Source organism: Allochromatium humboldtianum (assembly GCF_013385175.1).
Lineage (GTDB): Bacteria > Pseudomonadota > Gammaproteobacteria > Chromatiales > Chromatiaceae > Thermochromatium > Thermochromatium humboldtianum.
Genome location: NZ_JABZEO010000003.1, coordinates 202,641 through 225,275, shown reverse-complemented (window position 1 = coordinate 225,275; position 22,635 = coordinate 202,641). Strand labels below are relative to the sequence as shown.

At 67.0% G+C, this 22,635-nt stretch carries 24 protein-coding genes and 1 tRNA gene; all 25 read right to left on the bottom strand.

Annotation, left to right across the window (positions count from 1 at the left end; genetic code table 11):
• Window positions 1-411 carry an anti-sigma regulatory factor gene (locus tag HW932_RS05710; RefSeq protein WP_176975525.1) on the bottom strand — a complete coding sequence of 137 codons (411 nt, stop codon included), beginning with the start codon at window positions 409-411 and terminating at the stop codon, window positions 1-3.
• Entirely contained in the window at window positions 404-796 is a 393-nt protein-coding gene (locus tag HW932_RS05705) for an STAS domain-containing protein (protein ID WP_176975524.1), read from the bottom strand. Before HW932_RS05705 ends, HW932_RS05710 begins: the two co-directional genes overlap by 8 nt.
• A complete protein-coding gene (locus HW932_RS05700) occupies window positions 793-1,647 on the bottom strand; it encodes an STAS domain-containing protein (RefSeq protein ID WP_176975523.1) in 855 nt (284 codons plus the stop codon). The genes HW932_RS05705 and HW932_RS05700 overlap by 4 nt, the downstream gene beginning before the upstream one ends.
• Window positions 1,648-1,788: 141 nt before the next feature.
• Window positions 1,789-3,060, bottom strand: coding sequence for a methyl-accepting chemotaxis protein (locus tag HW932_RS05695; protein ID WP_176975522.1), 1,272 nt, complete (start codon window positions 3,058-3,060; stop codon window positions 1,789-1,791).
• 13 nt (window positions 3,061-3,073) lie between these two features.
• Entirely contained in the window at window positions 3,074-3,448 is a 375-nt protein-coding gene (locus tag HW932_RS05690; RefSeq protein WP_176975521.1) for a response regulator, read from the bottom strand.
• On the bottom strand, window positions 3,423-3,695 hold the full coding sequence (locus HW932_RS05685; protein WP_176975520.1) for a hypothetical protein: 273 nt from the start codon (window positions 3,693-3,695) through the stop codon (window positions 3,423-3,425). The genes HW932_RS05690 and HW932_RS05685 overlap by 26 nt, the downstream gene beginning before the upstream one ends.
• Before the next feature lie 16 nt (window positions 3,696-3,711).
• Window positions 3,712-6,186 (bottom strand): chemotaxis protein CheA, encoded by a 2,475-nt coding sequence (locus HW932_RS05680; RefSeq protein WP_176975519.1) that lies wholly within the window; start codon window positions 6,184-6,186, stop codon window positions 3,712-3,714.
• The gene (locus HW932_RS05675; protein ID WP_176975518.1) at window positions 6,183-6,557 is read right to left on the bottom strand and encodes a response regulator; all 375 of its coding nucleotides are present in this window, start codon (window positions 6,555-6,557) and stop codon (window positions 6,183-6,185) included. The genes HW932_RS05680 and HW932_RS05675 overlap by 4 nt, the downstream gene beginning before the upstream one ends.
• Window positions 6,554-7,402: a CheR family methyltransferase gene (locus tag HW932_RS05670; RefSeq protein ID WP_176975517.1), complete on the bottom strand. Its 849-nt coding sequence runs from the start codon at window positions 7,400-7,402 to the stop codon at window positions 6,554-6,556. The genes HW932_RS05675 and HW932_RS05670 overlap by 4 nt, the downstream gene beginning before the upstream one ends.
• Window positions 7,403-7,406: 4 nt before the next feature.
• Window positions 7,407-8,030, bottom strand: a complete 624-nt coding sequence (locus tag HW932_RS05665; RefSeq protein ID WP_176975516.1) for a HEAT repeat domain-containing protein — start codon at window positions 8,028-8,030, stop codon at window positions 7,407-7,409.
• Between the two features lie 17 nt (window positions 8,031-8,047).
• Complete coding sequence (gene cheB, locus HW932_RS05660) at window positions 8,048-9,130, bottom strand: chemotaxis-specific protein-glutamate methyltransferase CheB (protein WP_176975515.1); 1,083 nt, start codon at window positions 9,128-9,130, stop codon at window positions 8,048-8,050.
• 6 nt (window positions 9,131-9,136) lie between these two features.
• The gene (locus HW932_RS05655) at window positions 9,137-10,741 is read right to left on the bottom strand and encodes a chemotaxis protein CheW (RefSeq protein ID WP_176975514.1); all 1,605 of its coding nucleotides are present in this window, start codon (window positions 10,739-10,741) and stop codon (window positions 9,137-9,139) included.
• A gap of 29 nt (window positions 10,742-10,770) precedes the next feature.
• Window positions 10,771-12,690, bottom strand: coding sequence for a methyl-accepting chemotaxis protein (locus tag HW932_RS05650; protein WP_176975513.1), 1,920 nt, complete (start codon window positions 12,688-12,690; stop codon window positions 10,771-10,773).
• 163 nt (window positions 12,691-12,853) lie between these two features.
• Window positions 12,854-13,849: a sensor domain-containing diguanylate cyclase gene (locus HW932_RS05645; RefSeq protein ID WP_176975512.1), complete on the bottom strand. Its 996-nt coding sequence runs from the start codon at window positions 13,847-13,849 to the stop codon at window positions 12,854-12,856.
• Window positions 13,849-14,466 (bottom strand): chemotaxis protein CheX, encoded by a 618-nt coding sequence (locus HW932_RS05640; protein ID WP_176975511.1) that lies wholly within the window; start codon window positions 14,464-14,466, stop codon window positions 13,849-13,851. The genes HW932_RS05645 and HW932_RS05640 overlap by 1 nt, the downstream gene beginning before the upstream one ends.
• A 4-nt stretch (window positions 14,467-14,470) precedes the next feature.
• Window positions 14,471-14,842, bottom strand: a complete 372-nt coding sequence (locus HW932_RS05635; protein WP_176975510.1) for a response regulator transcription factor — start codon at window positions 14,840-14,842, stop codon at window positions 14,471-14,473.
• A 110-nt stretch (window positions 14,843-14,952) separates the two neighbouring features.
• Window positions 14,953-15,660, bottom strand: a complete 708-nt coding sequence (gene tsaA / locus HW932_RS05630) for a tRNA (N6-threonylcarbamoyladenosine(37)-N6)-methyltransferase TrmO (protein ID WP_176975509.1) — start codon at window positions 15,658-15,660, stop codon at window positions 14,953-14,955.
• 44 nt (window positions 15,661-15,704) lie between these two features.
• Complete coding sequence (locus HW932_RS05625) at window positions 15,705-16,049, bottom strand: c-type cytochrome (RefSeq protein ID WP_176975508.1); 345 nt, start codon at window positions 16,047-16,049, stop codon at window positions 15,705-15,707.
• On the bottom strand, window positions 16,046-16,660 hold the full coding sequence (locus HW932_RS05620) for a cytochrome c3 family protein (RefSeq protein WP_176975507.1): 615 nt from the start codon (window positions 16,658-16,660) through the stop codon (window positions 16,046-16,048). Before HW932_RS05620 ends, HW932_RS05625 begins: the two co-directional genes overlap by 4 nt.
• Window positions 16,661-16,679: 19 nt before the next feature.
• Complete coding sequence (locus HW932_RS05615) at window positions 16,680-17,966, bottom strand: CBS domain-containing protein (protein ID WP_176975506.1); 1,287 nt, start codon at window positions 17,964-17,966, stop codon at window positions 16,680-16,682.
• A gap of 74 nt (window positions 17,967-18,040) precedes the next feature.
• A tRNA-Sec gene (locus HW932_RS05610) sits at window positions 18,041-18,136 on the bottom strand.
• Window positions 18,137-18,138: 2 nt separating this feature from the next.
• A complete protein-coding gene (selB, locus tag HW932_RS05605) occupies window positions 18,139-20,055 on the bottom strand; it encodes a selenocysteine-specific translation elongation factor (RefSeq protein WP_176975505.1) in 1,917 nt (638 codons plus the stop codon).
• Window positions 20,052-21,479, bottom strand: coding sequence for an L-seryl-tRNA(Sec) selenium transferase (gene selA, locus HW932_RS05600; protein ID WP_176975504.1), 1,428 nt, complete (start codon window positions 21,477-21,479; stop codon window positions 20,052-20,054). The genes selB and selA overlap by 4 nt, the downstream gene beginning before the upstream one ends.
• Before the next feature lies 1 nt (window position 21,480).
• Window positions 21,481-22,398: a formate dehydrogenase accessory protein FdhE gene (gene fdhE, locus HW932_RS05595; protein WP_176975503.1), complete on the bottom strand. Its 918-nt coding sequence runs from the start codon at window positions 22,396-22,398 to the stop codon at window positions 21,481-21,483.
• Window positions 22,399-22,433: 35 nt separating this feature from the next.
• The gene (locus HW932_RS05590) at window positions 22,434-22,580 is read right to left on the bottom strand and encodes a hypothetical protein (protein WP_176975502.1); all 147 of its coding nucleotides are present in this window, start codon (window positions 22,578-22,580) and stop codon (window positions 22,434-22,436) included.
• Window positions 22,581-22,635 lie beyond the last annotated feature (55 nt).

Sequence of the window (22,635 nt, the reverse complement as noted above, 5' to 3'; positions counted from 1 at the left end):
TCAGCGACGCTTGATCAGCGCAATCGTGACCCGCGTCGATCCGGGCGCCGATTCGATCTGGAACTCGTCGACCAGACGGCGTGTGCCCGGCAGTCCGGCGCCGAGTCCGCCGCTGGTGCTGTAACCGTCGGTCAGCGCCTGTTGCAGATCGCGAATGCCCGGCCCCTGATCCTCGATACGCACCCGGATGCAGCGTTGCCGGTCGTCCGAGCCGTCCTCGATCAGACAGCGGCCCTCACCGGCATACTGGATGACGTTGCGCGCCAGTTCCGAGACGGCGGTGGCCAGCCGGGTCTGATCGGCCTTGCCGAATCCGAGCCGCTCGCAGAGTTCGCGCGCGGCATGGCGCGCCGTGACGACGTCGAGCGTGGAACGGATCGGCAGACATTCGGGATCGAGCGGCTCAGACATCCTCGTCCCCGACGAAGCGGGTGTCGCCGCGCTTGGCGATCCGGCCCTTGAGCATCTCCAGCGCCTGGCCGAGGTTGAAGGCGCAGTCGGCGCCGAGCAGTCCGCGGCCCATCTCGATCAGGGTCAGGGCCACGAACGGTTGGATGCCGCAGATGACGACCTCGGCCCCGAGCAGCCGCACCATGTTGGCCGTGTCGTTGATGACGCGCGCCATGTAGGAGTCGACCACGTCGAGCGCCGTGATGTCGATGGCCACGCCCAGCGCCTCGATCGCGGCCACGCGCTCGACCAGATCGGACTGGAACTGCATGGCGTCGTTGTCGGTGAGATCGACCTGGATCGAGACCAGGAGGATGCGATCGAGTTGCAGGATGGGGATTCTCATGATGGGCGTGCCTCGTCGATCGGGGCGATGCGGCGGTCGATCAGCAGCAGGGCCTCGGCGAGACCGGCGCGCAGGGTGGCGCGGCTGATGACATCGGCGAAGCGGATGCCGAGCTTGGTCAGCGTCTGAGCGCCCTCGGGGCTGATGCCGGTCATGACGACCCGGCTGCCGAGCAGGCGCGCCGCGTCGATGGTCTTCATCAGATGCTGGGCCACGCTGGTGTCGAGCACCGGCACCCCGGTCAGATCCAGGATGGTGACGCGCGCCTCGTGCAGGGCGATGGCCTCCAGCAGACGCTCGGTGATCTGACGCGCGCGCTGGGTGTCGATGACGCCGACCAGAGGCAGCAGCAGCACCTGACTCCAGACCCGGAGCACGGGCGTGGAGAGTTCGAGCAGCGACAGGCTCTGTTCGGCGATGAGCCGTTCGCGGATGTCGACGAAGGACTTGAAGGCGAACAGCGACAGGCCGTCGAACACCCGATCCAGCCACAGCAGATCCTCGATCACCGGCGTTTGCGGATTCGTGTCGATCAGGGCGCGCGCCACGAGCTGTTTGAGCGCGAGCAGGGCGCCGATGGTATCGGACGGATTGGCGAGCTGCCGGGCCTGTTCGGCGATGAGCCGATTCAGGTGTCGCGCCAGATCGGTCTCCGGATCGAGTCTGAAGTCGTCCTCGGGCGCGCCGCTGGTCAGCGTGTTGAGGAGCGCGTCGAAGAGCACCTCGCGCTGGACGTCGAGGCTCGGTGGATGGGGATGATGACGGTCGAAGGTGGCGGCCAGATGCTGCTGCCAGGCGGCGAGGAGTTCGCCGCGCCGGTCGCGTTGGAGGCGTTGGAAGGCTGTGTTCATCAGTGGGCTGTATTCCTTGCCGAAGCGATCGGATCGCCCGGCCAAGTCGCGCGGTTCACCGCATGTATGACTGCCATGTTAGACCATTGTGTCGGAGTGCGTATCCGGCATCCGACTCCGATCGGCGGCTTGTCCCGGCGATCAGAACAGCTCGATGCTGGGCGGCCCGGAGCCGGCCGAGGGACTCGACCCCAGGGCCGGGCGCGCGTGCCGCGACTCGTCCTCCAGATAGTCGACATGCAACTGACTCAGCGCATCGGCCAGTTGCATCAGACTGTCGGAGGGAGCGCCCGCTGCAACCAGCAGGTCGGCGCGCTGGCGCATGGCCGACTGGAGCCGGGAGAGCCGCTGACCGACCACGTCCTGATACTGCAAGAGTCCGAGCATGTCGCCGATCTGCTCGGCCAGGCTGGTGTTGTGCTGGGTGACGACCGAGAACAGCGTCTTGTAGAACTGGCGCATGTCCTCGTAGTTGTCGCGCAGACGATGCACCGAGGCGACCACATGGGTCGCCTGTTCGAGCTGTTGGTCGGAGTCGTGGAGGAAATTGAGCTCCATGCTGCGCTCGGCCGCGCCGAGGGCCTGGTTGAGTCCGGCCTCGATGGTGTCGGCGGCGGCCGTGGCGCGGCTGGCCAGGGCGCGCACCTCGCCAGCGACCACGGCGAAGCCGCGTCCGGCCTCGCCGGCGCGCGCGGCCTCGATGGCGGCATTGAGCGCCAGCAGATTGGTCTGTTTGCTGATGTCCTTGATCGAGGTCGCCAGCCCCTCCAGCTGGCCGATGTCCTTGACGATCGCCTGGATGGCGGCCATGTCGTTGCGGATCTTGGCCGGCAACTCCTGGACGAAGCGCGCGATCTCGCTGATGTCGTCGACGCCGTGGGTGATGTCCTGCTCCATGGCGTTGGCATCCATGTTGGAATGGCGCAGATAGCCGAGCAATGTGCTCGCCGCGTCATTCAGACGGCTGGCGCGCTCGACGACCTCGAGCGCGGAGGTCTCGCTGTCGTGGATGGCCTCGCTGATGCGTTCGTCGAAGGCCTGGTCGAGCGTGGCCGTCTGCAGGAGCGCGGCGCAGCCCGCCTGATGCATCTGCTCGTTGTGCTTGAGCTCGGCGTCGAAGCCGTCGAGCGCCTGACTCATGGCGCCCGTGGTGCGGAAATTGAGCCTGAACACGAACCAGCCGACCAGGAAGTTGGTGATCAGCAGGGTTCCGCCGACCAGGAGCGCCTCCAGCAGCCCCTCGTCGATGCCCCGTCGCACGGCCTCGAAGGCGATCCAGTCGTGCGTCTGATAGACCAGGAGCGAGAGCACCAGCGTGCCGATGAGGGTCAGGGCCGCCATGACCCGGCGCAGTGCGCGCGACTGCGCCAGGGTCGCCTCGACCAGTGAGTGACGCGGTTTGACGAAGGGCATCGGGGCGCGATCCTCAGGCGCCCGGCAGCACTTGCTTGATGACCTTGACCAGATCCGTGCCACCCACCGGCTTGACCAGCCAGCCGGTGGCGCCGAGCTTCTTGGCCTCGTCGCGCTTGGTCTGCTGGCTCTCTGTGGTCAGCGCCAGGATGGGCGTGAAACGCAGTCCGGGCAGGGCGCGCGCGTTGCGGATGAAGTCCATCCCGCCCATGTTGGGCATGTTGATGTCGGTGATGATCAGATCCGGCTTGACGCCGGACTTGAGCTTGGTGAGCGCCTGCACGCCGTCGCCGGCGGTCTCGACCTTGAAGCCGGCCATCTCCAGGCTGGCCTTGAGGCTCATCACCATGGTCGCTGAATCGTCAACCACCAGAATCGTCTTGGACATGGGTCGTGTCTTCCTGAATCAATGCCGCCCGCAGCCAGTCGGCGAGGGCGTCGCGACTCGGCCAGGCGGCGATCTTGGGTCGGGCCGCCATCAGCACCTGGAGATTGGCGGCGTGTAAATGGGTGCAGTCGGTCAGGTCGAGCCGACCGCGCGGATGCTGGATCAGCCAGTCGAGCAGGCTCTCGGCGTCCTCGACGCTGAGCAACTCCCGCACCACGAGCTGATTGTCACTGACTTCGATCGGCATCGGACGGTCCTCCCGCTCAGAGCAGTTCGCGTGGATTGAGGATCAGCAGCACCGAGCCGTCCCCGAGCAGGGCCGAACCGGAATAGCCGGTGAGGTCGCCGAGAAAACCGGCCAGCGGCTTGAGGATGATGTCGATCGTCTCGCGGCAGTCGTCGACGATGATACCCAAGTATTCCTTCTCGATCCGCACCACGAGCACCGCCAGCTCGTCGTCGTCGTTGGCGAGCTGGGGCGCATCGAGCGCCAGCAGGTCGTTGAGCGCCACCAGGGGCACCAGCCGTCCGCGCAGCACCGTGGTCAGACGTTTTTTGATGACGCGGATGTCGCGCCGCGCCACCCGGACCGTCTCGGCTACGGCGTCCATGGGCACGCCGAAGCGCTGTCCGGCCGACTCGATGATCATGACGTTGGTGACGGCCATCGACAAGGGCAGCGAGAGGCGCAGGCGCGTGCCCTCGCCGACGCGACTGCGCAGGTCGATCGAGCCATGCACGCGCGCGATGGCGTTGCGCACCACGTCCATGCCCACGCCGCGCCCGGACAGGTCGCTGATCTGTTCGGCGGTCGAGAAGCCGGCGGCGAAGACCAGATTGACCGCTTCCTGATCGTTGAGCCGTTCGAGCGCGGCCTCGTCGATGATCCCTTTTTCATACGCCTTGCGCCGGATCACATCGGGGTCGATGCCGCGTCCGTCGTCGCTGATCTCGATCAGGACGCGGTCGGATTCCTGACGGGCGCTGATGGTCAGACGACCCTCGGGCGGCTTGCCGGCGGCGCGTCGTTCGGCGGGCGACTCCAGGCCATGATCGAGACTGTTGCGCACGATGTGGATGAGCGGATCGGCGAGCGACTCGATGATGTTCTTGTCGGCCTCGGTCGACTCGCCCTCCATGATCAGGCGCACTTCCTTGCCGAGCTTGTGCGCGATGTCGCGCACCAGGCGCGGGAAGCGCTGGAAGACGAAGGACACCGGCAGCATCCGTACCTGCATGATGGCGTCCTGCATCTCCTCGGCGATGCGGTTGATGACGCCGTACTGGGTCTTGATCTCGCGCGAGAGTTCGCGCACGCCGTACAGATCCTCGGCGCGCGCGGCCAGATAGGGCAGGGCGTTCTTGGCCACCACCATCTCGCCGATCAGGTTCATGAGCCGGTCGATCTTGGCCTGATCGACCTTGAGCGTGCGCAGGTTGGCGAGCTGGTCCTCGGCTCGGCGGCCGAACTTGACCGGCTCATTGACCGCTTCGTCGGGCGTGCTCGCGGCGGTCGGAGCGCTCGCGGTCGTCGTCGGATGGGATGGGGCGGGCGTCACGATCGCCGCGCGCACCGGCTCGGGCGCAGCGGGTTTGGCCTCGGGCCAGGTCTGATGATCGAGCCAGCGCACCAAATAGGTGCCCGAGTCGGTGGCAAGTGCCGCTTCCAGCGCCGTCCCCAGTCCGCTCGTCGCCGGATCTCGGCCCAGACTGGTCAGGATCGCCGCCAGGGTCGAACCGACCGCGCGCAGACGTCCGCCGAGCCAGGCCGGGCTGTCGCCCAGGGTCAGGATCTCGCGTTGAGCCTCCAGCGCCAGACGGATGGATTCGAGCGCTTCAGGGCTGAGTCCGGCCCAAGGTGGCGGCGGCTCGGATTCATCGGAGTCGGGTTCGGTCGCCGTCGATACGCTGGTATCCAGCATCGACGCCGACAGTGGCTGGATTTCGACCTGATCCGGGACATAACGGAAATGCTCGATGAGCGTCTCGACGTCCGTGCTCAGGATCAGCTCGAACTCCAGCACACAGCGATAGGCGTCCAGCTCGGCCAGTCGCGGCCAGTCCTCGCGTGCGCCGACCCGGCGCCAGATCGGTTCGGGAAGCTGGGTGAGCTGGAAGAAGGGATCTTCGCCTTTGAAGAAGCATTCCTCCTCGGGGCGATAGAGCAGCCGGCACAACGACTCGCCGGAGGCAAGAAGGTTCTGGAGATCATCGCGCACGGACTCGGGCAGATCGTCCAGCCAGCCGCCCGTTTCGGACGCGGAACCCGAATCGGCGCCGTTCGAGGCCGAAGCCGCGTCCGGCTGATCGCCAGCATCCGGCGTCTGGATACTCTCGGCCATCAGACCACGCAACGCCTCGCCGAGCCGCACCGCCTCCCGAGCATGACCGCTGGTGCTCGGCGGTTGACCGTCCCCGCTCGCCTCGGCGATCTCGTCGATCAGGAGCGACACGAAGTCCATCGCCTCCAGCAGATGATCGGCCAGATCGCGGCTGAACTCGACCCGTCCGTCGCGCACCGCGTCCATCAGATCCTCGGCCGCATGCAGCACGCGCGTCATCTCGGGGATGTCGAACAGCCCCGAATTGCCCTTGAGCGTGTGCACCAGCCGGAACAGCTCGACCATCAGCGGCCCCTGCTCGGGCTCGGACGCACGTTCGAGTTCGAGCAGCTTGGCGCCGATGGCTTCGAGGAAGTCCCGTCCCTCGGTCAGGAATTGGTTCAGCAAGGCACTCATGACGGATGTCTCTCGCCGAGCAGGGTCTGGACGTGCGCCAGCAACTGGGCCGGTTTGGCCGGCTTGATCAGATAGAGATTGGCCCCGCAGGCATAGGCGAGACGCTGGTCGTTGTCCTCGGCCTCGGTCGAGACCATGATCGCCGGCGCCTGGGGGATGTCCTTGGCGCGCAGCTCGCGCAGAAAGCCATAGCCGTCGAGCTTGGGCATGTTGATGTCGACCAGATAGAGGTCGAATGGTCCCTCGGCGAGGCGCTCCAGTGCCTCCAGCCCATTGACCGCCTCGCTGACCTCGAAGCCGGCCGACTCCAGGATGCCACGGTGATAGAGCCGCACCGTGGCCGCGTCGTCGATGACCAGGATCCGTTTCATCGCGCCTCCCAGGGTTTCTGATAGACGATGGCCTCGGGGAACTTGCGCACCCGGAACAGCGACGAGATCCGGCTCATGGACTCGGAGTGCCCGAGACAGACGAATCCGCCCGGATTGAGCGCGTCATAGAAGGACTCGGCGGTGCGCTTGCGCGAGAGATCGTCGAAATAGATCAACAGATTGCGACAGAAGATGACATCGAAATGGCGGTGCAGGCGCATGTCGGCCGGGTCCGTGACATTGGCGCGGGTGAAGTGCACCGCCTCGCGCAGACTGTCGTCGATCTGGTAGAACTCGCCGACCCGGACGAAATATTTCTTCAGCAGCGGCGCCGGCAGATGCTGGATGGCGCGCGGACTGTAGCGCCCGCGCCGTGCCTGGGCCAGGATGTCGGTGTCGATGTCGGAGGAGACGATCTCGACGTCGAGTTCGTTGATGCGCGGCCAGTGTTCGAGCAGATAGATGGCGATGCCGTAGGGCTCCTCACCCGAGGACGAGGGCACCGACCAGATGCGGATCGGCGTCGAGGTGTTCGCGCGCCGTGCCACCAGCTCCTCCAGCATCGAGTTGACCAGACATTCGAACTGATACTCCTCGCGGAAGAAGTAGGTCTCGTTGACCGTCATCGCGTTGATGAGCGCCTGGAGCTCCTCGCCCGAGGCCTGGAAGCGCAGCATGGTGAAATAGCTGCGGAAGTTCTCGCTGCCGGTGGCCTCCATGCGGTCGAGCAGACGCTTGTCGACGAAATAGCGCTTGCTGTCCTCGAACAGGATGCCGGTCTTGCGATAGAAGAACTCGCGGAATTTCTGGAAATCCTCGTCGCTGATCTGGCACGGCTCGCTCATGGTGTCAGTCCGCGCTGATCCGTTTGAGCGCCAGATCGGCGGCGAATTGGATGTACGGCTCGTCGGCGAAGCGCTGTTTGAGCGCGAGCAGGGCGGGCGTGGCACGTTCCGATCCGACCTCGCCGAGCAGGTCGACCGCCGTGGCGCAGACGTTGACGTGGGCATCCTGGGTGATGACGCGGATCAGCCATTCCTCGACCTGGGGGTGACGCAGGGATTCGAGCACATCGACGGCGAAGATGCGCACGTCGGGGTCCGGGTCTTCAAGCAGACGCCCCATCCAGGGCGCGACCTCCTCGGGCAGTTGCTTCATGGCCTCGATGGCCGCGTTGCGCAGCATCGCATCTTCGCTGCGCAGACACTCGGTCAGGCCCGCGACCGCGATCTCGTCGCCGATCAGGGTGAGACTGGTCAGGATCACGGCGGTCACGCTCGGCTCGGTCTCGCGGCCCAGCCGTTCGACCAGCGCGTGCGAGGACTCGGGATACTGCGCCAGATCGCGCGCCGCCCAGCGCCGCGCCAGTGGATCTGGGTCGTCGAGCGCGGTCAGCAATCCGGGCAGGTCGCGCGGCAGACGTCGCTCGTCCGGGCCGGCGGTCGGTGCGTCGTGAGATTTCTTCAGCCCCATGCGGTCATGACTCCTGGTTAGGAACGCTCGACCCAGATCTGGATCTGATCGGCGATGCGTTCGGCGGGCAGCACCAGATTGGCCCCGCCACGCTCGATCAGCTCCGCCGGCATCCCGAAGACCACGGCGGTCTCCTCGGACTCCGCGATGGTGCGCGCGCCGCGCTTTTTCAACTCAGCGAAGGAATCCGCTCCATCGTGCCCCATGCCGGTGAGTATCACGCCGATGACGTTGGCCGGATCGCAGTGTTCCAGGGCCGAGCGTCCGAGCAGCTCGACCGATGGATGCCAGAGAAAATCCGGATTCTCGGGCCGGGGCAGGGCGGTCAGCTTGCCGACACGCCGCGCCAGCACCATGTCCGCGCCGCCCTTGCCGATGTAGATATGACCCGGCTCGACCGGCGTGGGCCGGCTGACCTCAGAGACTTCCAGCGCGCACAGCCCGTTCATGCGCTCGGCGAAGGGCTTGGTGAAGCTCGGCGGCATGTGCTGCGCGACCAGCACCGGCCAGGGAAAGTCCGCCGGCAGTACGGGCAGGATGTCTTCCAAGGTCCGCGGACCGCCGGTCGAGACCCCGATCAGCACCACGCCATCGCCGCGCGTACCGGCACGGCGGATGGTCGAACGTCTCGGCTCGACCTGGGTCTTGGGTCGGCTCGGCGATACTTCGCCGCGAATGCGCGCCGCCAGCCCGCGCGCGGTCTTGAGTCGCGCCCGCGCCGCCGCGCGCACCTTGGCGATGACCTCGGCCTCGATCTCGACCATCGACAGCGAGATGGTGCCTCCGGGCTTGGGGATGTAGTCCACCGCGCCGAGATTGAGCGCCTCCAGCGTGGCCATGGCCCCCTTCTCGGTGAGCGAGGAGACCATGACCACGGGCACCGGACGCTGCGCCATCAGCAGCGAGAGCGCAGTCAGGCCGTCCATCTCGGGCATGTTGATGTCGAGCGTGATGACGTCCGGCTCGAAGGCCAGATTCTCCTCGACCGCCTCGCGCCCGTTGCGCGCGAGACGGATCTCGAAGTCGCCCTCGGCCTGGAAGATGGCGTTGAGCTGGCGGCGCATCAACGCCGAGTCGTCGACGATCAGTAGCTTGATCAAGGCGAATCAATCCTCTGCCAACGCCGCCAGTTCCTCGCGCTGCTCTTCGGCGATCAGGCGTGAGGTGTCGATGAGCTGGATCATGCGCTTCTGCTGCTCCAGATTGGCCACGCGCGCGATCAGACGCGCCTGCTCCAGCGACAGCCGAGGCGAGCGCTCGATGGCCGTCTTGGGGATCTTGAGCACCTCGGCCACCGAATCGACGATGAAGCCGGTGCGCACCCCGTCGAGCAGGAACACCATGATGCGTTGACGGTCGTTGCGCGGGACCGTGGCCATGCCGAGCCGGCGGCGCTGGTCGATGACCGGCAGCACCGAGCCGCGCAGATTGATCACGCCCTCGACGAATGCCGGCGCCTTGGGCACATGGGTCAGCTCCTCGGGTACGCGCACGATCTCCTGCACGCTCTCGATCGGCACGCCGAATTCCTCCTTGTCGAGCCGGAACACCACCACCTGTTCCTCGTCGTCGTTGTCCTCGTCGTTCACGTCGGTCTCGTCGTCGAGCCGGTCGTCCTCGCGCAGCTGGTCCACGTTGGTCAGGGCCTCCCGGATGGTCGAATGACGGAAGAGATTGTCGGTCGAGATGATCGAGACCAGACGCCGGCCCTCGTCGAGCCGGCAGATCTCGGCGATCTCGGACAGGTCGCCGTGACGCGCCAGCAGTTTGGGCATGGCGTCGACGGCGGACTTGGGCACCCGCAGCACCTCGTTGACGCTGTCGACCACCAGACCGACGGCCATGTCGCCGAGTCGGATGACCAGGATGCGACTGCGCTCGTCGGCCGCGCGCGCGTCCAGATCGAACAGACAGCGCAGCGAGACCAGCGGCAACAGCCGGTTGCGCAGCGTCATCACGCCCAGCACATGGGCCTCGGAACGCGGCACATGCACCACCTGCTCGGGGAACTGCACGATCTCCTGCACGTTCTCGATCGGGATGGCGTATTCCTGCTCGGCGACCTCGAAGCTGACCAGTTGCAGCTCGTCGCTGATGGCCTCCTCGTCGTCGTGCTCGTCCTCGTGCTCCAGACCGCCGAGCGCGCCGGACGCCGTGGAGCGCGCCAGATGGGCGATGGCGGCGAACTCGTTGCGGATGAGCTGCTCGAAGTCGAGCACCATCACCATCGGGAAGCCGCCGACCTCCTTGAGCAGACCGGCCAGCAGCTCGGTCTTGACCGTGGTGGTCAGGGCGCCGACGTCCTCGATGCGGCCCGGCTCCACGCCCACCACGCTGCTGACCCGATCGACGACGAAGCCGAGCGGTTGGCCCAGGTCGATGACCAGGGCGCGCGTGGCGTCGTCGTCCTCACGCTCGGGGAAGCCGAACAGTCGGCGCAGACTGATGATCGGCAGTACCTTGCCGCGCAGATTGGCCAGTCCCTCCAGGGTGGCTGGGGCCAGCGGCACCCGCACCACCTCCGGCACACGGATGATCTCCTGCACCGGGGCCATGTCGACGGCGAAGACCTCGCTGCCGCAGATGAAGATCACGAATTGACGGATGTCGCTCTCGCGCCCGGCGAGGGCGTCGTCCGCACCGGCGTCGCCCGCAGACGCCGCGACGGCGTTGGGTTCGACGTCCAGTGGCTCGACCTGTTCGTTGGTCATGGTGTTCTCCCGCTCGCTGGCGTTCGGACTCAGGCGCTCTGCAACTCATCGGCGAGCGAGGCGATCTCCTCGATGGCGGCGGCCAGTTCCTCGGCGCCCTGCGCCTGCTGCTTGGCGGCGGAGGCGGCCTCGGTGGACGCCTTCTCGGCCTCTTGGGCGGCCGCCGAGATCTGATCGACGCCGGTCTTGACCTGCGCGACGGCCGAGGCGATCTCGCTGGCAGCGGCCAGGATCTCGGTCGTGCTCTTCTCGACCACGCCGATGTCGGCCTCGATGGTGTCGAGTCCGGTTGTGATGGCCTTGGCCTTCTCGGCCTCGGTGGTGGCCGAGGACATGATCTCTTCCAGATCGCGACCGACCACGCCGATCTGATCCTGGACCGCCTTCACCAAGTCCTTGATACGGTCGGCGTTCTCGGCGGAATCATGGGCGAGGTTGCGGATATCGGTGGCCACGACCACGAAGCCCTTGCCGAACTCGCCGGCGCGCGCCGCTTCGATCGAGCCGTTGACGGCCAGCATGTTGGTCTGGATCGAGACCGTGGTGATGGCATCGACGATCTTGTCGATGCGCCGCGAGACCAGTTCCAGATCCTTGATCTGCTTGAGGCTGGAACGCGAGGACGTGACCGAGTCGGCGACCCCTTCGATGAGCGATTCGACGCTCTGCTTGTTGGTGCCGAGCAGCGCGCTGATGGCCTTGACCTTCTCGCCGGCGAGCTGGGCGCGTTGCAGCGCCACTTCCAGCCCCTTCTCGATCTGGGCGATGGCGGCGGCGGATTCCTCGGTGGCCGAGGCCTGAACCTGGGCGCTCTTGCGAATCTGCTCGACGGCGGCCATGACCTGGGCGCCGGAGCGGTTGATCTCCTGCACCGCCGAGGACAGTTCTTCAGCGGCCGAGGCGACTTCCTCGGCGCTCTTGGCGATGTCGGTCGAGTTCTTCAATTCCTCGGCCAGTTCGGACAGGTTCTGCGCCGCCTGTTCGCATTCGGCCAGCGCCTGGGTCTGCTCGGCGACGGTCTTGGCCGTTTCCTCGGACGCGGCCGACTGCTCCTCGGCGGCGGCGGCGATCTCCTCGGTGCCCTTGAGCGCCTGGAGTGCGGCGGCGCTCGACTGCTGAGCGCCGGCGGCGACCTCCTGGATGCCGCGCGTGATCTCGATCGCGTCGATCCGGATCTGTTCGAGCTGGGTGTTGATGGTCTTGCCGTTCTCGACCTCGGTCTTGACCTTCTCGGCCGAGTCGTTGATGCCGTCCGAGATGGTCTTGACCTCGGTCTGGATCTGGCCGACCAGATCCTGGATCTGCTTGGCGCTCTTCTCAGAGGTCTCGGCCAGGGTGCGCACCTCGTCGGCGACCACCGCGAAGCCCTTGCCGTGCTTGCCGGCGCGCGCGGCCTCGATGGCGGCGTTGAGGGCGAGCAGGTTGGTCTGATCGGCGATGCGGGCCACGGCCTTGACGATGTCGCCGATGTTGGCCGCCTGCTGTTCGAGTTCGGCGACCATCTTGACCGAATCGGCCTGACGCTGGGCCGCCACGCCGACGTTGCCGATCAGCCCGGCGACGTCATCACCGACACGCTGAATGAGCGTCTGCGAGGCCTCGACCTTGATCTGCGCGTTCTTGGCACTGTCGAGCTGACGCGCGAGCGCGGTATTGACCTGCTTGAAGGCGGCCAGCGATTCCTGCGCCGCGCCCGAGGCTTCCTCGGCGCCGGTGGCGATCTGGTCGGCCGAGCGCTTCAGCTCTTCGGCGGCGGAAGCGGCCTCATTGATGCCTGAGGCCAGCTGCGCCGTGGCCGAGGCCACGCGCTCGGCGGCCTGCTGCTGCTTGGCCAGGGTGCGCGCCCGCTTGCGCTGGGCCTCGGCCTCGCGCGCGGTGGCCGCGCTGGAGCGAGTCTCGCCGGTCGCGGCGGCGGCGGAAGAACTGGAGGTCTTTTTCACGAGTGCCATGGCAATGTCCTTCGGTGCAGGTCGAGTGGATGGCCCTGGAGGCCAACGGTGCTTTGGATCGCAAGGCGTTCGAGCCGACTGTATGGATGATCTTAAAACCGTGCAGCGACAGGTGGACTGATGCGCGTCAAGTGTGCATGAGTTTTTTGCCTTGACAAGCCAATTATTTTGAGTGCAAGCCTGCCAAGGCAGAGTCCGGCAGCGGACGGGCGATGCCGCTCTCGGCGTCGTACCACATGCAGCGGTTGCGTCCGGCGTCCTTGGCCGTGTAGAGCGCCAGATCCGCCTGAGCGACCAGGATGTAGCAGAGCTGCTCATCGGTCGGAATCATGGCGGCGATGCCGATACTGACACTGACCCGGCCGATGCTGCGGGCGGCGGGGTGGGGGAGGGCGAGTTGTTCGACGGCCAGACGCAGCCGCTCGGCGACCGCGCAGGCGGCGGTGAGATCCGCGTCGGACAGCAGCAGTGCGAACTCCTCGCCGCCATAGCGCGAGACCCGGTCGCCATCGCGTCTCAAGACATCCCGCAGTGTTTGAGCCACCCGGATCAGACAGGCGTCGCCGCCCTGATGGCCGAAATGGTCGTTGTAGGCCTTGAAGCTGTCGACGTCGATCATGAGCATGGCGATCGGACGCTTTTTGTCCTTGGCCTGTCTGAAACGCTGCGCCAGATCCTGATCGAAGCGCCGACGGTTGCCGACACCCGTGAGCGCATCCTGGTAGCTGGTTTCGATCAACTGGTTCGACTGGGCGCGCAGACGCCGCTCGCGGCGCAGGGCGGCCGTCATGTCATGGATCTGGATCAGACAGGCGCAGTGCTCATGACGGAGCGGACTGACATAGATGAGCTGCTGCATACGCTGGTCGCGCTGGCGATCTCCCGGGCGATGATAGAGCGGCAGCAGGCTTGGATTGAGGCTCGGCGCGAGCATGGCCGAGAGCTTGAAGCGCAGCGTATCCGAGATGCTGGATTCGAGACGGCTGCCGCTCACCTCGGGGAAGAGCTCTTCGAGCCGCCGTCCGGCGACATCGGCGAGCGTCAGACCGCTGTGGCGCTTCATCCAGCCGTTCCAGGACACCACCTGCCCCCGGTGATCGAGCAGAATCAGGCCGATTCGCAGGCTGTCGATCAGCTGCGCGCCGAGTGCGATGTCCATCAGCGCATCCCGATACGATCGAGATAGGCATCGAGACAGTCGCGCAGATCCTGCAGCGAGCCGACGCTCAGCAGGAAGATCAGATGTCCCTCAACCAGTTGCTGGCGCATGGTGAGCCGGATCTGGAGCAGGAGGACCAGTCGGTCGGCGTCACCCTCGGCGAAGATCGGCAGCGAGTCGGTGTCGCTGAAATAATGCTCGGGCAGACCGCCGTGCAACTGGATGCCGAACTCATCGGCGAGTGCGCTCATGCAGGCGTTGAGGATGACGTTGCCGATCTCGCACATCGCCTCCTGCTCGAACTCCGCGACCTCCTCGGGCGTCAGTTCCGGATCGAGCATGTTGCTGAGGATGGCGAGCGCATTGCGTTCGGGGAACAGCAGGATGGCCTTGGAGACGAACGGACCCTCGAAGTCGATCGTCACCATGCTCAGCTCCTTGAACTCCGAGCCGATCAGGGTCGCGGTCACTTCGTGGGCATGGATCAGATCGACGAAGGGCGCCGACAGCTCGATCTCGTCGCGCACCATCTGACTGAGGCTGTGTGCCGCGCGCCCCACCCCCAGGTTGAAGAGTTCACCGAGTGCATCGCGATGGAGCTCGCTGAGTTCGGACACCGATTCATTCCTCGAAGAAGGCCACCATGCGCGCCACGGACTCGGGCGTGATCGGCTTGGAGACAAAGTGCACGCCGGCCTTCTCGGCCGCCTGGCGCACATAGTCCTGGATGTTCGCGGTGCAGATGACGACCCGGATGTCGGGGCTGTGGAGCCGGATGCGCCCGGCCGTCTCCAGTCCGCTCATGCCGGGCATGTTGACGTCCAGACTGACCAGGGTCGGCGGATCGCGTTCGATCATCTCCAGGGCTTCGGCCCCGCTCGCCGCCTCGGTGATGCGCCAGTCGGGACGCAGATCCGCGATCAGGCGGTTCAGCATCATGCGAGACATCCGGCTGTCGTCAACGATGAGTAGTGAGTGGTTGTGTGTGCCCATGGTTCTACAAAGTGCGTCGAAGTGTCTTCTTAATATAACCCAGACCAGTGGTTGGAATGGTCGCATGGTCGCGCCGGGTACGCCAGACGGTTTCGCTCGGCGTATGGGCTTCAAGGCGCGGGGCGAATCCCGATCACTTCGATGTGACCGGCCTCCAGGCGCCAGCGGATGTCGAACTCCATGAGACGCAGACCGAATTCGCGTCGTTCCGGATAGCGGTCCATGTAGCCGGGGCGCGGGTCTTGTTCCAGAACCTGGGTGACGAGCGTGCGCAGGGCACGGGCGCCGTCGGGGTCGAAGCGTTCCAGGTCGGCGTCGGCCGTCGGGCTGAAGCGCACCTCGCGCGGGTCCGGCGGCGGCGCGACGGCGAATCCGCCGCGCGCCTCGGGGATCGCGTCGGCATAGGGCACATAGGGCTTGATGTCGAGCACGGGCGTGCCGTCGAGCATGTCGACGCCGCGCAGGCGTAGTGCCAGTCCTCGCTCGTCCCGGATCAGCCCCAGATGCTCGACGGCGGAGAGTCCGATCGGGTTGGGCCGATAGGGGGCGCGGCTGGCGAAGACCCCGACCGATTCGCGTCCACCGAGTCGTGGTGGCCGAACCGTCGGATTCCAACCGGCCTCCAGACAATCCTGATGGAAGACGAAGAGGATCCAGACGTGCGAGAAGCCGTCGAGCGCCTTGAAGGCTTCCTCACGCGCGAACTCGGGCCGGAGTTCCAGCCGCGCCTCGGCGGCCGTCACCAGTCCGGGCTGACGCGGGATGCCGAACTTGTCCGTGTAGGGCGAGCGGATATGGCCGATGGGTTGGAAATGCATGGCGGATGGAGATCGGTCGTGGCCGCTCGCACGTAGGTTCACACTCAGGGGCCGAGCAGGAAGGCGATCAGCTCGGCGAGTTGCTGATCGTTCAGGGTGCTCTTGGGCATCTGGGAGCTGGGGATGATCGACTGTGGGTGACGCAGATAGGCGTCGATCCAGGCCGCGTCGCGCTTGGCGGCGAGTCCGTCGAGCGATCCGCCGACATGGGCCATGGGACCGGATGCGCCGTCACGGGTATGACAGAGGTTGCACATCTGCTCGGCGTAGATGGTTTGGCCGCGCTCGCGCATGGCCTCGTCGGCCTCGGCCGCCCGCAGTCCGGTCACCAGCGTCAGCAGGCTCGCCGACAGCAGGATCGCACCGTAACGGTCGATGATCGTATTCATGGCTTCGACTCCTCGGCGCCCGCTGGCGCCGTCGATTCGCGGACCTCGGCGGCGCCGGCGTCCGTCGTCCCAGGCGGTGAGAGACGCGCGAGCAGATCCCGATGTCCGACGTGGATGTGACAGGTCACGCACTGCATCCGGGTTCCCGTCTCCAGGCCCGCGAAATAGGTCTGATGTCCGAAGAGCGCCTCCGGCGTCTGATCGATCGCCCGTTCGAGGTGCTTGTGGCACGTGAGACAGCCCGAATCATACACATAGGATTCACGCTGTGAGAGTCGGCCGATCCAGTCCGGTTCCCGGAAGAAGGCAACCGGCTCGGCCAGCAGATCCTTGATCCCGGTCTCGGCCTTGGCGACCAGATAGACCCAGGGGCTGTCGTGCGGCAGATGGCAGTCGGCGCACGCGGCACTCACCCCGCCTGGATTGCGCCCGCCATGCACGTCCAGCGCATGGGTCTCGGCGAAGGGCCGCATCGAATGGCAGAGGCCGCAGAAGGTCTCGTCCGAGGTGGCCTGGATGACGCGCTCGGTGAGGCTCCAGGAACCGGCCATCACCACGACCAGCACGGCGACGGCTCCAAACCCGATCAGCGACCACTTGAGTGTTTTCATGGCAGAACCTCCGTCCGGGTCAGAGATCATAGAGACTCAGCATGATGGCCGCGCGCGTGATCTCGCCGACGACACGCCCATCCTCCATCACCGGCAGGACGCCGACATCGGCGCGGGTCATGAGTCGCAACGCCTCGCGCGTGGTGCGCTCCGGTGTGACCACCTCCAGATCGCGTCGCATCAGGGCGCTGACCGGATGCTCCCAACCGGCGTCGTCCCTGACCTTGGCCAACTGTTCCTCGCCGAGCGCCCCGAGCACGCCGCCCTGGTCGTCGAGCACCAGCAGGACCGAGCGATGGCTGTCGCGCAGACGCCCGGCCGCCACGCGCAGGCTGTCCTGGGGCGCGAGCGCCAGTCGCACCGGCGACATCAGGTCGCTCACCCGCTGGCTCTCGGGTTCGGCCTCGGCGATGAGCTGGCGTACCCGAGCGCGTGCCTCCTCAGCCGGCATCTTGAGCGCCGCCGAGCCGGCGCCCGGATGTCCGCCGCCGCCGAGCTGGCGCACCAGGGCGCCGACGTCGAACAGGCGCGGATTGCCGCGTCCGACCACCACCGTCTTGTTGGCGGTGATGGGGAAGATGCCGAAGGCCACGTCCAGCCCCTTGATCTCCTGGAACTTGCTGACGACGCGCGCGAGGTTGTTGAGTCCCTTGTCGGCGTCCTGCACACAGAGTCCCAGGTGGACGCCCTCGATCGCGAACTGCTCGGAGTCCGACAGCATCCGGTTGAAGAGTTCGAGATGACGCTCGTCGAGGGCGCTGTCCAGATAGGCGGCCACCACGTTCAGGTCCGCACCGTTCTCCAGCAGATAGGCCGTCATGCGCGCATCACGGGCCGTGGTGGACGGATAGGTCAGACCGCCGGTGTCGTCATAGATTCCGAGCAGGAACAGGGTGGCGTGCATGGGGGCGAAGGCGCGATCCGCTTCCTGGATGCACTCCAGGAGCAGGGTGACGGTCGCGCCGACCTCCTCGCGATGCAGTTCGCCGGCCTGGATCGAGCCGGGGGCCATGTGATGATCCCAGACGATGGTCTCCAGGTCCGTCCGTTCGGCGAGCATGCGCAGATCGTCGAGGCGCTCCCAACTGCCGGTGTCGGTGACGATCAGCCGGTCGACGGCCGCCGGATCGATGGCGCGGCGCGGTTTGAGCTGGAGCAGATCCCAGTGCACGGTCAGGAACTCGCGCACCGCCGGCTGGACCTGACTCGGCACCATCCGCGTCACGCCCGGATAGAGGAAGGAGGCCGCCACCATGGAGGCCAGGGCGTCGAAATCCGAATTGATATGGGTCGTGACGATCTGCATGACGATTCCCGATCCTCATGGTCGCTGTCATATCCGCCGTGATTCCGTGGCGCGGCGGGGGCCTGGGCCGAGAATGGCGGAAGGGTGCGGGAGTCGAACCCACCCGGGAGCGTCTGACACCCCCAACCGGGTTTGAAGCCCGGCCGCCCCACCGGAGACGATGCCCTTCCAATCAGGGAGCGATCTTAACCCCTGGAGCGGCCAGCGGGCTATCGGGACGGACCCGATGGACGTCCTTGAGGCGGCGGGTGAAGCCGAGACGGTCGAAATGTTCCAGGATCTGGATGGCGCGCTTGCGCCCGAGTCCGGTGCGGTCGCGGAAGTCGGCCGCGCGCGCGCCGTCCTGTTCGCGCTCCAGATCGCGCACCACCTCGACGAATTGGTCCAGGGTCTCGGGCAGGAAGAACAGATCGCGCACGACCTGGAACACCTGCCCCTGACCGCCCAGACGGCGCAGCAGCTGCCGCACCTCCGATTCCTCGCGCTCCAGCGTCCGGGCGATGTCGCGCACCCAGGGCGGCTCCAGCGGTGAGGCGTGCAGCAGGCTCAGGATCCGCTCGGCGACGGCCTGTTCGGCGGGTGTCAGGCGCAGATCATGCTCCGGGCGGTGCAGCCAGGCGCCGGTGCGCTTGAGTGCGCCGCGTTCGATCAGTCCGGCGACCAGGGGCTCGAAGACCGGCGGCGGGAGTCGCGGCAGCCAGCGCCGGCGCGCGCGGGCGGCGTCCGGTCCCAGCTCGTCCGGGGACTGGACGTGATGTTCGGCCAGACCGTCCAGCAGGCGTCGTTCCAGCGCTTCCCAAGCCGCAAGGGTCAGGACTCGAGTCTCTCCGCCGGACCGGATCAGGCGACAGTCGGCGGGTAGAGGCGTGCGCAGGTCCGGCTGGTTCCAGGCGCGTTCCAGCTCATCCAGGTCGATCCCGAACTCGGCCTGCTCCAGGAGGCGCGCCAGACGTTCAGCCGGCTCGGGACAGGCGAGCGCGGCCAGTTCGGCGAGCCGCTCGGGCGTTCGGCGTCGGCGCGCGGGCGCCCGGATGTCGAGCACCCGGCCGCCGCCGAGCGTCTGGCGTGCCTCGGCGTCGCGCAGGATGAAACGATCGCCGTAGAGCGCACCGAGCGGGCGCTCTGGCACCAGTTGCACCCAGCCGCGCTCGCCCGGTGCGAGCTGGTCGCTGTCCAGGCGCACCAGATGCGCCATCCGGTGCGCCGCGCCCAGATGCAGGTGGACCGGCGTCCACTGGCGCAGTGGTCGCGGGGCCTGGGGCGAGAGGGTCAGGCAGGCGTCGAAGCGTTCGACCGGAAGCGCCAGCGCCGGGTCGACGATCCAGTCGCCGCGCGCGATCGCGTCCTTGTCGATCCCGGCCAGATTGAGCGCGCAGCGCTGACCGGCTCGGCCCCGCTCGGCCGGTCGGTTCTGGGCGTGCAGTCCGCGCACCCGCACCCGCTGGCCGCCGGGCAGTAGACAGACCTCGTCGCCGACCCGCACCTCACCGGCGAACACGGTCCCCGTGACCAGGGTGCCGGCGCCGTGCAGGGTGAAGCAGCGGTCGACCGCCAGCCGGAAGCGTCCCTGGGTCGCGCGCGGCGGGAAGGCGGTTCCGACCGTGTGCAGATGCCGGCGCAGTGGCTCGATGCCGGTGCCGTCGAGCGCCGAGACCGGGAAGATGGGCAGGCCGGCGAGCGGGCCGGTCGCGAGCAGGGCAGCGATGTCGGCGCTCACCGCCGCGACCCGGTCCGCGTCGACCCTATCGATCTTGGTCAGGGCGACCGCGCCGCGCGCGAGCCCCAAGAGTTCCGCGATCCGCAGATGCTCATGGGTCTGGGGCATGAGCCCGTCGTCGGCGGCCACCACCAGGAGCAGGAAGTCGATCCCGGCCGCCCCGGCCAGCATGGTGTGCACCAGACGCTCGTGGCCGGGCACGTCGATGAAGCCCAGCACCTCGCCGTTGGGCAGGGGCTGGTAGGCATAGCCCAGCTCGATGGTGATGCCGCGCGCCTTTTCTTCTTTGAGCCGGTCGGTGTCCACGCCCGTGAGCGCCTGGACCAGCGCGGTCTTGCCGTGGTCGATGTGTCCGGCGGTGCCGATGATCATGCGGTCGTCAGTGATTGGAGTTGGCGGATGAAGTCGGGCTCGGCCTCGACCGGCAGACAGCGCAGATCCAGACGCAGGGCGCCGTCGGCGAGCCGGCCGATGACCGGCGTGGGCAGGGCGCGCAGGTCCGCTTCCAGTCGGTTGAGTCCGCCGCCGCGCTTGGTCCGGGGGCGGATCACCAGGGAATGACTGGGCAGGCGGTCGACCGGCAGTGAGCCGCTGCCGATCTGCGACAGCGCCGGTTCGGTGTCGACCTCCAGCGGCCGGCCGGCGAGCGCGCGCCGGACGTGCGGCAGCAGCCGCTCGGCCTGGGCGCGGATGTCAGACTCGGGGCGGGTGAGCAGACGCAGGGTCGCCAGACGCTCGTCGAGCCGGTCCGGGTCGCGATAGAGCCGCAGAACGGCCTCCAGCCCCGCCAGGGTCAGCTTGCCGACCCGTAGCGCGCGCTTGAGCGGGTTCTTCTTGAGTCGCCGGATCAGGTCAGCGCGCCCGACCAGGAGGCCGGCCTGGGGGCCGCCGAGCAGCTTGTCGCCGCTGAATGTGACCAGATCGGCCCCGGCGGCGATGGACTCCTGGGGTGTGGGTTCGTGCGGCAGACCATAGCGCGCCAGATCGACCAGGGTGCCGCTGCCCAGATCCACGACGAAGGGCCGGTCGTGACGGTGGGCGAGCGCCGCCAGTTCCGCTTCGGGCACCGAGGTGGTGAAGCCCTGGATGGCGTAGTTGCTGGTGTGGACCTTCATCAGCAACGCCGTGCGCGGCCCGATCGCGTCTTCGAAGTCGCGCAAATGGGTGCGGTTGGTGGTTCCGACCTCGCGCAGTTTGGCGCCGGCGCGGCTCATGATGTCGGGCACCCGGAAGGCGCCGCCGATCTCGACCAGCTCACCGCGCGAGACCAGCACCTCCTTGCGCGAGGCCAGTGTATTGAGCAACAGGAAGACCGCCGCCGCGTTGTTGTTGACCAGGGTCGCGGCCTCGGCGCCGGTCAGCTCGCGCAACAGGGACTCGACGACGTCGTCGCGGTCGCCGCGTCCGCCGCTCTCCAGGTCGTATTCCAGCGCGCAGGGGTGGCGCGCGGCGGTGATCAGCGCCGCGATCGCTTCATCCGGCAGGGGCGCGCGGCCCAGGTTGGTATGCAGCACGGTGCCGGTGAGGTTGTGGACCGGGCGCAGACATGGGCGGGCCTGCTCGGCCAGCCGCGCGTTCAGTTGGGCGATCAGGGCCGGTTCGGTCAGGGTCGTGGGGTCGCATGCGCCGGCGCCGATGGCCTGACGCCGCTCGGCGAGCAGATCGCGGATGGCGGCGGTGGTCGCCTGTCGTCCGTGCTCGGCGAGCATGGGTGCGACCGCCGGATGGCTCAGCAGACGTTCGACCGAGGGCAGGCGGGCGAATGGACTGGAGGCGGCGGGCGTGTCGTCGGTCATTTCAGCCCTGCAACAGCATCAGGTTCACACCGCTGCGCCCGTAGCCTTCCTCGCTCATCAGCCAGTCGAGCGCCAGTGAGGCCAGATCGTCGGCCGTCGGTTCCAGGTCCGGGTTCAGGGTCTGGTAGAGGATCTTGAGATAGGTCCGGCACTCGGGACAGGATTCGGCGCGGATGGCCGAGTCCGGATTCTCGACCGTGTGATAGCCGATGGCGCGCATGTTGTCGCAGTTGCTGCATTTGGTTCGCTCCAGATACCAATGCGAGGCGCACAGCGAGCAGACCAGATAACGCAGTCCGTCGCTCGCTCCGCCCGTGCGGACCGCGGAGACGCTGGGGTGTGAGCCGCAGATCGGGCAGAGGTGGCGCTCGGTCGGCTGGATGGCGAGTCGGGATGGATCGAGCGTCCGGGCCAGTGCCGTCCACTGGACCTGGAGCACGGCGGCGAGGATGGCCGAGGCGGCGATGTCGACCTGGTCCAGATCGAGCGCGAGCAGGGCCTCGGCCTGGGTCTCCAGCCAGTCGTCGCTGCCGGCGCGCAAGCGTTCCAGCACGGCTTGCGCCTGGACGGGTGCGGTTGGGGCGAGCCGTTCGGCCAGGGCGCGGACCTGATTACGCCAGCCCGGATCGCGGATCAGGCCCTGGGGCGCGAGCGGCGGAACATCCCGCTCGGCACAGTGTGCCAAGTGCGCCGCTTCCAGCTTAGGAGTGCGGTCGACCGACGTCGCCAGTGCTTCCTGCTGCCAGTCGGCGATGGCGGCGACGAAGGTCAGGTAATCGCCGAGACTGTGCCCAGGCGCGATCCGGCGCAGACGCTCGGCGCGGGTCGCGAAGATTTGAGCGTCCGGCAGCAGCAGACGCGGAATCTCGGCAGAGAAGGACTCGATCTCGCCGGGTTGCAGGATGCGGGTGGATGACATGGCTGGTCCTGGTGTCGGTCTTGATGCAGTGTCGATCAGACATCGCGACCCTTGGTTTCGTCGACGTCGGACAAGGCGTGGCGTTCATCGATCGCAGCGCGCTCGCGTTCGATCTCGCGGCAGAGTTCCTCTTCGCTCGGCAGTACCGGACGGCATGTACCGCTGGCGGGCCTCCGATCCATCGATCCGCGGCATCAGGCGGTAATGGGGCCGGCTCAATTCGTGACGCAGTGCGTC